Here is an 11,180-nt window from a genome sequence, read left to right as displayed (position 1 = left end):
AAAACTTTATAGATGTCGATAGAGAATTGTCAATGATAGGTGTGAAAAATTATAAAACCCTTGAAAATTTGACGTATTTCAAGGGTTTTAAATTAAAATTCAATTTATTCTTTTAAGCTTTATGTACCACCAAATCCAAACAACGATTCAGTACAATTTGATTAATCCTTCTATTGATTTCTTTGGTGAAACCAAGATAAATGGCATGTTCCTCCAAAGTGAATTGTCCAATCACCATTCCAATAATCTCTCTTTTAAAAGATTGATTTTTAGAGAATAATCCAGTCAAAGCAGCTTCTTTCTTTAAATCAGGCAACTGATCCAATTGAATTTTAGAAACTTTTAATTGATTGTGCAAATGCGCAATCAATAAATCACTTTGCATTTTTATAATCGGACGCAGCACCTTGTTTTGAAAGTCTTCCTCCGTTGTTGCAATTCCTTCCAGAATTTCTTCTGGTAATGTTGGACGTTCTTTTTGTTCTCTATTCATAAAGTGATCCTAAAATTTTATCGACGAAGCTCATTCCTTTATCGTTGTCCATTTTTTTCTTTGCCAATTGTTTGTATTCCACAAGTCCCCAAAGAATCAATTCTTTCATGAAAACGCTTTCTTTTTCATCTGAATTAGAAATATATTTATCTAAAACAGCTTCCATTGGTTCTACTTTCTCGAACTGTTTTGCATAATTTTCGTCTGTTGAATCTTGTGTTAATTCGAAATCATTGTCGTTCATAAACCATTCTACAACGGCATCAAATTCATCAGTAACTCCAGGTCTTTTCAATTTTTTGAGCGGACGGAATAATTCATTGAATGTCGTTTTCACTGCTAGTCCAATCAAATTACTCGCTACATTTTCAGCTCCAATTTGTTCTCCTTCATAAACCAATTCTACTTTTCCTGTGATTGCTGGAGTAATGGCTTCAAAGTCTGACATGCGAATGGTAGTTTTGCTTTCTCCGCTTTTCAACATTCTCAATTCCGCTGCTGAAACTAAGTTTTCATACATTGTAATACTCATTCTCGCAGAAACTCCACTGTTTGCATCAATGTAAGGGGATTCTCTCGCTTCAAATACAATTTGTTCTAATAATGATTTCGCAGTTTCAGGAACAGTTATATTCTCATTTTTTACTTCAGATATAACTTCTTGTTGTGTAATTCTTTTGGCGATATCAATTGACTTTGGATAATGCGTTAAAATTTGAGATCCAATTCTATCTTTCAACGGAGTTACAATACTTCCACGGTTGGTGTAATCTTCTGGATTCGCTGTGAAAATGAAGTTTACATCCAAAGGCAAACGCATTTTGAATCCGCGAATTTGAATATCTCCTTCTTGCAAGATATTAAACAAAGCCACTTGAATTCGAGCTTGTAAATCTGGAATCTCGTTTATTACGAAAATACAACGGTTAGCGCGAGGAATCATTCCATAATGAATAACGCGTTCATCGGCATAACTCAATTTTAAAGTCGCTGCTTTAATTGGATCAATATCACCAATTAAGTCAGCAACCGTAACATCTGGAGTTGCTAGCTTTTCGTAGAAACGGTCATTTCTGTGCAGCCATTCTATTGGAGTTTCCTCTCCTTTTTCATCTTTTATTGATTTCCCATGATGAGAAATAGGGCAGAAGGGATCATCGTTGATTTCTGAACCTCCGATAAATGGAATATATTCATCCAATAATTCAACCATTGATCTGGCAATTCTTGTTTTCGCTTGACCACGTAATCCCAATAGATTAATGTCATGCTTTGAAAGAATCGCTGTAATTATTTGTGGTATTACAGTATCTTCATATCCTATAATTCCTTCAAAAATCGCTTCTTTATTCTTTAATTTTGTAATTAAGTTTCCACGCAATTCATCTTTAATAGAGCGGGAAGTATATCCTGACTTTTTAAGTTCGCCAAGTGTTTTTATTTCAATGTGATTCATATCTTGATTTATATTTTAAAATTATCTAACGTTTCTTTTTTTATTTTTCTCGTAATCTTCAAAGATCATTTGACCTAATCCTTGCAATCCTGTATAGAAGGCTTTTCCTTGATTGGCTTTTGTGAAATCCTCAACAAATGATTGTAAATAAGGGTCTTGTGCAATCATAAAAGTCGTAATTGGAATACCCAACTTTCTCGCTTCTTTCGCCTTGTTCATGCATTTATCCGTGATGTGAGGATCAAGCCCATTACTGTTTTTATAATATTCACCATTCGGTAAATTCAAGCAACTTGGTTTTCCATCAGTAATCATAAATATCTGACGATTTGCCTGTTTCTTGCGGCGCAAAATATTCAATGCTAAATTTAATCCTGCAACAGTATTGGTGTGATAAGGTCCAACCTGTAAATAAGGTAAATCCTTCACTGTGATTGGCCAAGCATCATTTCCAAAAACAATAATGTCGATGCTGTCTTTCGGATAACGCGTTTTAATGAGTTCCACCAAAGCCATCGCTACTTTTTTTGCAGGAGTAATTCTGTCCTCTCCATACAAAATCATACTGTGACTAATGTCAATCATCAAAACGGTGCTCATTTGGGCAGAATGATGCGTATCGTGAACCACCAAATCTTGTTCTGTCAAACGAAAATCATCGATTCCATTGTTCGTAAAAGCATTTTTTACACTTTCGGTAATGGCAATTTGATCTATACTGTCTCCAAACGAATAATTACGCATATCGCCAGTTTTATCCTGACCAGCGCCCACATGTTTCGTTTTGTGATTTCCTTTTCCTGACTTTTGTAATTCACCAAAAATCTGATCTAAAGCACGTTTTCTGATGACTTGTTCAGTTTTAGCTGTAATCACCATTCCTTTGCCATCTGGCTTGTCCTCGTCATCTTTTATATAGCCGTGTTTCTTTAAATCAGCTATAAAATCGTCTTTTGAATATTCATCAGTATAGAGATTATAGTCCTTATTTAACTGATCCATCCAATCCAAAGTTTCATCGATATCTCCAGAAGTGTGAACAATCAATTCTTGAAATATCTCAAGTAATCGATCAAATGGTGATTTCTCTTCCTCTTCGTATTTCGTAAAAGTGAAACTTGACTTTTTTAGTATGTCTTTATCGTGTTGAGTCATTTGTTTTGTCTTAATAATAAGCTTTCGCAATTGCTTGAATTACTTTCAATGTAACAATATAATATGCATTTAGTTTAAAGAATCTTCGGTTCTTATTTTATTTGCTCAAATAGAGAATTAAATGAAATTCTATTTGAAAATGAACCTATAAACAAACAAAGTGTATATTAAATTGTTGTTTTTATGACAAAATAATATTTAATGGTAATGAAGCATACAAAAGTCGGTATAATAGGAGCAGGGCTCACAGGATTAATTGCAGCCAAAGCGCTTTCTAGTAAAGGAGTTGAAGTTTCAGTTTTTGAGAAATTGAGTCAGCCTGGAGGAAGAATGCGCACTGAAAATATCGACGGATGGAAGTTGGATGTAGGATTTCAAGTTTTACTTACAGCTTATCCTTATTTAAAAAAGCACGTTGAGTTTTCGAAATTAAACACCTTCACTGTTGAGGCTGCAGCAACTATTTTTAGAGATGGGAAAACAACGGCTGTTGGCGATCCTTTTAGAACAAAAAACATCTTGTTTAAAACCATGTTTTCAGATATTGGAAGCATAAAAGATAAATGGCTTATTTTTCAATTGAAAAGATATGTTGACAAACGATCGATAGATTATATTTTCGATGAGAGAAATAGAACTACAATTGAGTTTCTGCAAGAATTTGGGTTTTCACAACAAATCATAGATCGCTTTTTTAAACCATTTTTCGGAGGAATATTCTTAGAAAACCAACTGACAACTTCTTCTCGTATGTTTTTGTTTGTATTTAAAATGTTTTCTAAAGGAAATGCTGTAATTCCAAAAGCAGGAATAAGTGCTGTAGCGAGACTATTGGAAGCAAAATCGATAAATGCGAAGTTCAACTATAATTGCGAAATCACTAAAGTTGATCAAGAAACTATTCATTTCAAGAACGGAGAAAAACAATCTTTTGATTACGTAATTAATACCATTCCAAATTATGGGAAACGAAAAGATTTGGATCAATGGCAAAACTGCTATAATTTATATTTTGAACATTCAGCTCCGGCTATAATCAAACAAGCTAGGATAGGTTTGAATGCGAATGAAAATAGATTGATCAATAACATATTTTATCCAAGTGTGCACCAAAGTCCACAAGATAAAAAAGGTAAATCATTGATTTCTGTGACGGTTTTGAATTCAAATGGATTAAAGGAAATTCAAATCATCGAAAAAGTAATTCAAGAATTAAGAGCAGACTTCAATATCAAAGATGCAAGATTGATTAAAATGTATGAAATTCCTTATGCTCTTCCTAAATTGGATGGTCCAGTGAATACTATTTCTTTTGATCAATCGACGAAAACTTTTGAAGTCGGAGATTTTTTAATGAATGGATCTCAAAATGCAGCTTGTAAAATTGGAGAAATGGTTGCAGAAAGGATTTTGGAGGATTTGGGGTAAATATTTAGCTTACAAGTGGTGACCTTGAAATTATATTATCAGAGAATAATTAAAACATACACATTTTGAAATTGCGAGATTTTACAAGTGCCTCGTGATTTTAAAATGTTTTGCTAATTAATTATTAAATAATCGAAGAAATACCGATTATCTATCTCGAATTTTACAATTTATTATTAGAATAATTTCTTTGAATTATCGAATAGTTTTAACTAACTTAATGATAGAGTTCAAACCACCTTATCGAAAATGAGTCACTTATAAGAGATTGGAGTTCCCATTTAATCAAGAGTTTGTTCTAAAATAACTAGATCTGGTCGCAATTTTCGACGGGTTGTAACTTGAAGTCGCAATTTGCGACCTCAAGTTTTCAAGGTCACAATTTTTGTCCTTGAATCAAAATTAATTAACAACTGAAATACCTAAATCAAATGTTATGAATGACAAAATAGAAATAACACCAGTACTTATTGAAAGCTTAATATTCACTTTTAGAGACGAGCAAGTAATGCTAGATAGAGATTTGGCAGAAATATATCAAGTCGAGGTCAAAAGATTAAATAAACAGGTTAAAAGAAATATTGAACGCTTTCCTAATGTTTTTAAATTCCAACTAACTGATAAATAAAGACATGAACTGGTCGCAATTTGCGACCGGTTCGATATTTTGAAACATTCAAGTGTAAATCCCTACACTTTCACCGAACAAGGAGTAGCAATGCTTTCTGCAGTATTAAGAAGCGATGTAGCTATAAAAGTCAGTATTTCTATAATGAATGCTTTCGTTCAAATGCGCAAAACTATTGGTAATCATCAGCAACTTCTCCAATTATCATCAGATTTTACAAATCGCAAACTAGAAACCAACGAAAAGTTCGAAAATATTTTCAAAGCGCTGGAAGGAGCTGAAATTAAAGATGAAGACAATAGTATTTTGAAAAAAAATGAGGAAAAAAAAAGGGAATCCTGTTGTTTACTCTTATCCGCCTTCTCAATATCATAATCTAAAAAGCCACAGAGTGGTGATATATTAATAGTAAACTATAAACCCACAAAGGTACCCAGCCACAGAGTGGCGACATGGGAATTCTACAAATAGCTCCATTCTGCAGTAATTGCTAATTATAACCGTAGGAAATTTAGGTTTAAAAAATAAAAAGAAACTCTTGGTGAATTTTGATTTTTGGCTATTCCAAAACCCATAGTGGTGATGCATATCAATACTTGACAAAGTCGAGTTTTTTAAATAACGAACTTATATAAAAACGTAAGAGGGAACTGGACGAGCGTCCGTGTTCCCTCTTACTAATCAACCTAACCTAACCACCTAAATCGAGGTAAAGGTACTAATATTTAATTGATATATCACTAAGAATTAATATTAAATTAAAGTTATAATAAATCAGAATACAATCGACTTAATGCTAGTTGATTATGTTTTAATTAAAATATCTCAGCTAACATACATCTAGCACTTCCACCTCCCAAAGTTTCAATTGTTTTCAAATCACTACTCAAAATAGAACAATGATTTTCGATCTTATTGATTTGCTCTTCAGTTAAGCTTTCGCGAGCTTGTTGACTCATCACCATATATTTGCGGTCATTTCCTCCTTTAACCTGCAACATATTTCCAGCGAAAGAGTGCATTTGTTCTTCTGTAATTTCTATAATTTCTTTATTGTCTTCCTCTAAATTTTTAATAACTTCTTGTGCTTGATTTACATCGTCAATCGTATCCAAACATATTACTGCGAAATCCTCACCCAAGGCCATCATCACATTGGTGTGGTAAATTTCCTTGCGTTCATTATCAACCGTTTGATTTGCCGTAAATAGAACAGGAGTGTACTCAAAATCTTCACAGAATTTATGAACCAACTCTTCTTCTGCTCGCTCAGAAAGTGCACAATATACTTTTCTATTTGTACGGTCTAAAACTAAACTCCCTGTTCCTTCAAGAATATTTTCTCCATTATTGAATTTGGTGTAATCAATAATTATAAGACTAATATATTCAGGGCCTCCTGCTGTATTTATAATGTCCTGCCGACGTTCCTTTTTTCTGTTTTCTGCAAACATTGGATACAGTGCAATCTTACCTCCTTCATGGAATGAAATCCAATTATTTGGGAAAATAGAATCAGGTGTATTGTTTTCAGCGATATCATCAAAAACTTTTACCTGAACACCTACATCTCTTAATTTACTAACGAGTTCATCAAATTCAAATTGAGCTGCTTCAGTGATTTCCTCTGGAGATTTGTCCAACTCTTTTTGAAAATAATTATTTACAGCAGTTTCTTCATTCATTCGGAAAGCTACCGGACGAATCATTAATAATTGATTGGTAATTTGTTTCATTAATAACATTTTTAATTTTTGACTAGTGATCTAATTTTCTAAAACATAATTTAAAGATCATAGTTTATTCTCCAATTTGAAATATACGTCAAATTACGTATTTCGAAAACTTTAAGAACCCTTTATTTTTCTAAAAAATATAATTATGAAAGGAATAATACTGTTCATTATCATAGTACCACTTTTATTGGCTTGTAAAAAAATACCAGTACGATCCTCTTTTGAAATAGAACTAATATCGGTAAATAATGATTCGGTGATTGTTAATCAGGGCATTGAGTTGGATTATAATGGTGTCCATAAATTTAAATATTTCTACAATTCAGATGTTGAACTTAATACTATTTATGTTCAATTGGTAAAGAATCCAAATATGAGAGTTGATGGTATTGATGAAGCTAGAATTACACCAAAACTTACTAGCGATAGTGAATCAGGGTAGAACCATAATAATGAATATTCCGAAAAGTATTTTCGTTTTATTTAATCCTTAATTTCACTCAACAATTCCTTCGCCTTTTGATGATAAAAACCACCTTCTTCAATAATCTGATTCAATAGCTGCTTAGCTTTTAAATTTTGTCCTTGTTCAATATGTGCTTTAGCCGAAAACCAATTGGCTTCTTCACGGAAATTACCATATCCTAAGGTGTAAGAATTCTTAAGTAATGCTATGGAATTATCAAATTTACCTAAATTGAAATAACACAATCCACCATAAAAATTAGCATTCACATCGTCGGGATAAGTGTCTAAAATTATAAGATATTGCTTCAATGCTTTTTTGAATTGCTCATTTCTGAAATACGCTGAAGAGGAAGTCAAATAGTCGATATAAGTGAATTCGATGATTTGCAAAGAAGGAAATTCTTGTTTATCGTCTATTGATGATTTGCTTGCTGGAATTCCAACATCTAAAGAATTCCTCACCTTAATTGGACGATTCCTATATGCTCTATAATCCACGTTTTTTAATTCAGATAAGTAAACTTCTTGCGCATTTTTGTAAACCAAAGAACTCTTTGAAGAATTTGGAATTTTCCCTGATGATTGAATAGGTAATTGAATTTCTTCTGTTTGCGTTCCTTCAATTTCTGATTTATCTTCAGTTGCTACTTTTTTATTCTTTACTGATTTTAAATTTGGAATTTCTTTTTCTACTTTTTTTATCTCTTGATTTTTGATTAATTCATTAGATGTAATTTGTTTTTCTGGAGAAATAATAGTGTAAAAGTCAATTTCTTTAATGCGAGAATTCTCAACTTCGGTTTTAATATTTTCTACAATTTGAGGTTTTTTTTCAACGGCTGAATTCCCTTGATAAGTGAAGATGATTAAAACCAACATTGTAAGTGTAAAAAGAAGGAAACTCAATGTCATTCCTTTATTGGGTGAGCCTCCAGTATTTCCGTTTTTTACATATTGATCCATCTTTTTATCTGTAGTTGACATTCCATCATTCACAGAACTGGAGGAAGTTTTCCAACCTTCTAACGCTTGATCATTAAAATCAGAATTTGCCGCTTTCGATTCTGTATCATGCGCATTTCCAGTTCCATCCTTATAATCATCAATCTCTTGACGACTCAAAGGTTTTTTAGGACCAAAAATTCTATTAAGCAGATTTAAAAAGATCATGTTCCTTTAATTTAATTTTTAAGTTGCGTTTTCCATTTTGAATTGCGCTTTTGACTTTATTTAAAGTAAGATTTAACTTTTCACTTACTTCTTTATATGACATTTGTTGAATGTAAAATAGCTTGATAGCTTCATCCTGTGGCGGATCTAACTTATCAATTGCAGTTTCTAATTCAGTCAATTGTATTTCTTTAATTTGTATTTCTTCAATTTCATCTTCTTGGGCTACAATCTCTTCATTGAGTTGCGTATCGTAGTGTTTTTTCTTTCTTAAAACCATCAAACAATTGTTTTTAGTTAGAACGAAAAGCCAAGATTTAAAGTAATTGATTTCGTGCTTTTTAATTTTATCTCCCAATGTCATGAAGATTTCCATAACGATATCTTCCGCGTCATTTTTGTTTCTTAAATAGTTGAGACAAGTTCCCATAACAAGGTGACCATAGCGACTGTAAAGTTCACCAATGATTTTTTTATCATCGTTTGCCCGAAAACTAACGAGTAGTTTAGCATCAGAATAATGTTCAAATTTCTTCCTTGTCTTATTCATCTATCTATTGAGATAACTTAATTGGTATAATTCCATAAATATATTGATATTTCATTGTGATGGGCTAAACAAATTCGGAATAAATCTGTTGTTATATTACATCGTTCATTAACAATTTAAGTATTTTTAGTACAATATAAACATCGATATCAAAATCTTCTTAGTACTTTGAAAATCGGAAATGATTTAATACATTAGAACTATGGAAAAGCAAGAAGAATTAGAAAGAGAAATCAACGAATTAACAGATAGATTACGAAAGGAAAAGCCATCAACATATGAGCATTTAATGGAATCACCATCGACAATTCCTAATAATCAAAATGAGAATTCAGATGATTTTGTTGAGTCATTGAATAAATACAAAAATCAATTAATTGAAATTTTAAAGAAAGACGATTAACCAAATAAATTAAAAAACATATAAAATGAAAGAATTTAAAAGATTAGGATTTGATTCAGAAGAATCACAAAGCGTAGTAAACAATTTGAATTTACTATTGGCGAATTTACATGTGCATTACCAAAAATTACGTAATTATCACTGGAACGTCACTGGAAGTGAGTTTTTTGACATTCACGAAACAACGGAAGCTGAATACACTGAAGTTATAGCTGAAATTGACGAAGTAGCAGAAAGAATTAGAGTATTTGGAGCTACTCCATATAGTCTAATGAAAGATTATCTAGAAGTTTCAGAAATTGAAGAAACTGGAACAGACTTGACTTCAAAAGAAATCATTCAAGAGATCCTTAGTGATTACGAAATTTTGTTCTCATTCATGGTAGATACCATCGAAACAGCAAGAGAAATTGGAGATATTTCCACTGATGACTTGATTACTGGATTCATGAGAAGAAGAGAAAAAATGCACTGGATGTTGAGTGCTTTTAGTAAAGAAGACTAAATAAATAATCAAAAATGGCGCTTGAAAAAGCGCCATTTTTAGTTAAAGGGAGAGAGGAGTGAAGAGAGTGGTTTTCAGGTTTTTAATTCAAGTTGTAAATTAATTGAAATCTTTCAATCTTCTATTTTTTTTGGAATGTAATGTGTTGTTTATTTCTCAAAACTAAAATTGATCCTTACTTTCAAAGTGGAGATATTTATCATTGTAAAATGTCGGAATAAGAACTTATTGAATGTGAGTTATTACCACTAGTTATTGCGTTAATAATAAACCATTAAGCAATTAACCATTAATTAATAAAACATCCACCTAACCCCAACCAATAGAACCCTTTTCACGAATAATCGCGTTAATAATTAAACATTAATAATTATAAAGCTCTCAATTTCCCAATAGTCTCCACCGGATTATCAGATCCAAAAACAAAACTACCAGCCACCAGAGCATCAGCACCTGCGTCTACCAATAATCTTCCTGTATCTAAATTTACTCCACCATCAACTTCTATTAAAGTCTTTGCATTTGCTTCAGTAATCAACGCTTTTAGAGCCCTTACTTTTTCAACTGCTTGTGGAATGAATTTTTGTCCACCGAAACCTGGGTTTACCGACATGATTAAAACTAAATCTATATCGTGAATAATGTCTTTTAATAAATCAACTGGTGTGTGTGGATTCAAAGCAACACCCGTTTTCATTCCAGCACCTTTTATGCGTTGTAATGTGCGGTGTAAATGTGGACAAGTTTCGTAATGGACTGTCAAAATTGCTGCACCTGCTTCCTTAAAATCATCAATGTAATCATCTGGAGTAGCAATCATTAAATGCACGTCTAATGGTTTTGTAGCATGTTTGTGAATTGCTTTCATAACAGGCAAACCAAATGAAATATTGGGTACAAACTGACCATCCATAATGTCAATGTGAAGCCATTCAGCAGAACTGCTGTTCAGCATTTTAACATCACGTTCTAGGTTGGCGAAATCAGCTGATAATACGGAAGGGGAAACGATTGTGCTCATATTGATACTTTTCTACAAAAGTAATAATTCTTGGATGATATTGATGGGGTTCTCTCTTCATTCTCGCTCTGTTTCTCGCACTTTTAATTCGTAAATGAAATAGGTTTATGTCTTAGAGCGCATGGTTTGGACGCATTTCAATGCAACCCTAAGAAACGCTAATTCAA

At 32.4% G+C, this 11,180-nt stretch carries 13 protein-coding genes; 6 read left to right on the top strand and 7 right to left on the bottom strand.

Translation table 11 applies throughout. The annotated features are described in order from the left end of the window. Nucleotides 1–112 precede the first annotated feature (112 nt). The 3 genes from ERX46_RS10310 to ERX46_RS10300 are packed head-to-tail and all read right to left on the bottom strand — an operon-like array spanning nt 113 to nt 3,104. The gene (locus ERX46_RS10310; protein ID WP_130093789.1) at nt 113–493 is read right to left on the bottom strand and encodes a glyoxalase; all 381 of its coding nucleotides are present in this window, start codon (nt 491–493) and stop codon (nt 113–115) included. Continuing rightward, nucleotides 486–1,949 (bottom strand): AAA family ATPase, encoded by a 1,464-nt coding sequence (locus tag ERX46_RS10305; protein ID WP_130093788.1) that lies wholly within the window; start codon nt 1,947–1,949, stop codon nt 486–488. Before ERX46_RS10305 ends, ERX46_RS10310 begins: the two co-directional genes overlap by 8 nt. 21 nt (nt 1,950–1,970) lie before the next feature. Next, nucleotides 1,971–3,104, bottom strand: a complete 1,134-nt coding sequence (locus tag ERX46_RS10300) for a vWA domain-containing protein (RefSeq protein ID WP_130093787.1) — start codon at nt 3,102–3,104, stop codon at nt 1,971–1,973. Between the two features lie 207 nt (nt 3,105–3,311). Here ERX46_RS10300 and ERX46_RS10295 point away from each other — a divergent pair, with 207 nt between their 5' ends. The 3 genes from ERX46_RS10295 to ERX46_RS10285 all read left to right on the top strand — a co-directional run bounded on the left by ERX46_RS10295 (nt 3,312) and on the right by ERX46_RS10285 (nt 5,535). Then, nucleotides 3,312–4,532, top strand: coding sequence for an FAD-dependent oxidoreductase (locus tag ERX46_RS10295; protein WP_165366210.1), 1,221 nt, complete (start codon nt 3,312–3,314; stop codon nt 4,530–4,532). Between the two features lie 436 nt (nt 4,533–4,968). Then, entirely contained in the window at nt 4,969–5,160 is a 192-nt protein-coding gene (locus tag ERX46_RS10290) for an ORF6N domain-containing protein (RefSeq protein ID WP_130093785.1), read from the top strand. Nucleotides 5,161–5,250: 90 nt separating this feature from the next. Continuing rightward, nucleotides 5,251–5,535, top strand: a complete 285-nt coding sequence (locus ERX46_RS10285) for a hypothetical protein (RefSeq protein WP_130093784.1) — start codon at nt 5,251–5,253, stop codon at nt 5,533–5,535. Nucleotides 5,536–5,975: 440 nt separating this feature from the next. Here the strand turns inward: ERX46_RS10285 and ctlX are convergent, their stop codons facing one another. Then, nucleotides 5,976–6,896: a citrulline utilization hydrolase CtlX gene (gene ctlX, locus ERX46_RS10280; protein WP_130093783.1), complete on the bottom strand. Its 921-nt coding sequence runs from the start codon at nt 6,894–6,896 to the stop codon at nt 5,976–5,978. A gap of 145 nt (nt 6,897–7,041) precedes the next feature. On the opposite strand from ctlX, the gene ERX46_RS10275 reads away from it, so the two are divergent. Next, nucleotides 7,042–7,338 (top strand): hypothetical protein, encoded by a 297-nt coding sequence (locus tag ERX46_RS10275; RefSeq protein ID WP_130093782.1) that lies wholly within the window; start codon nt 7,042–7,044, stop codon nt 7,336–7,338. A gap of 41 nt (nt 7,339–7,379) precedes the next feature. On the opposite strand, the gene ERX46_RS10270 is transcribed toward ERX46_RS10275, so the two are convergent. Both ERX46_RS10270 and ERX46_RS10265 read right to left on the bottom strand, forming a co-directional pair. Beyond that, a complete protein-coding gene (locus tag ERX46_RS10270) occupies nt 7,380–8,534 on the bottom strand; it encodes a tetratricopeptide repeat protein (RefSeq protein WP_130093781.1) in 1,155 nt (384 codons plus the stop codon). Further along, the gene (locus ERX46_RS10265; RefSeq protein ID WP_130093780.1) at nt 8,512–9,084 is read right to left on the bottom strand and encodes an RNA polymerase sigma factor; all 573 of its coding nucleotides are present in this window, start codon (nt 9,082–9,084) and stop codon (nt 8,512–8,514) included. The genes ERX46_RS10270 and ERX46_RS10265 overlap by 23 nt, the downstream gene beginning before the upstream one ends. 202 nt (nt 9,085–9,286) lie before the next feature. Here ERX46_RS10265 and ERX46_RS10260 point away from each other — a divergent pair, with 202 nt between their 5' ends. Both ERX46_RS10260 and ERX46_RS10255 read left to right on the top strand, forming a co-directional pair. Further along, the gene (locus ERX46_RS10260) at nt 9,287–9,487 is read left to right on the top strand and encodes a hypothetical protein (protein ID WP_130093779.1); all 201 of its coding nucleotides are present in this window, start codon (nt 9,287–9,289) and stop codon (nt 9,485–9,487) included. A 25-nt stretch (nt 9,488–9,512) separates the two neighbouring features. Further along, nucleotides 9,513–9,992 carry a Dps family protein gene (locus ERX46_RS10255; RefSeq protein WP_130093778.1) on the top strand — a complete coding sequence of 160 codons (480 nt, stop codon included), beginning with the start codon at nt 9,513–9,515 and terminating at the stop codon, nt 9,990–9,992. Nucleotides 9,993–10,362: 370 nt separating this feature from the next. On the opposite strand, the gene rpe is transcribed toward ERX46_RS10255, so the two are convergent. Continuing rightward, complete coding sequence (rpe, locus tag ERX46_RS10250; protein ID WP_130093777.1) at nt 10,363–11,013, bottom strand: ribulose-phosphate 3-epimerase; 651 nt, start codon at nt 11,011–11,013, stop codon at nt 10,363–10,365. Nucleotides 11,014–11,180 lie beyond the last annotated feature (167 nt).

Origin of the sequence: Brumimicrobium glaciale (genome assembly GCF_004152935.1) — a bacterium.
Classification (GTDB): Bacteria; Bacteroidota; Bacteroidia; order Flavobacteriales_D; family Crocinitomicaceae; genus Brumimicrobium; species Brumimicrobium glaciale.
This window is presented reverse-complemented; position numbering and strand designations above follow the sequence as displayed.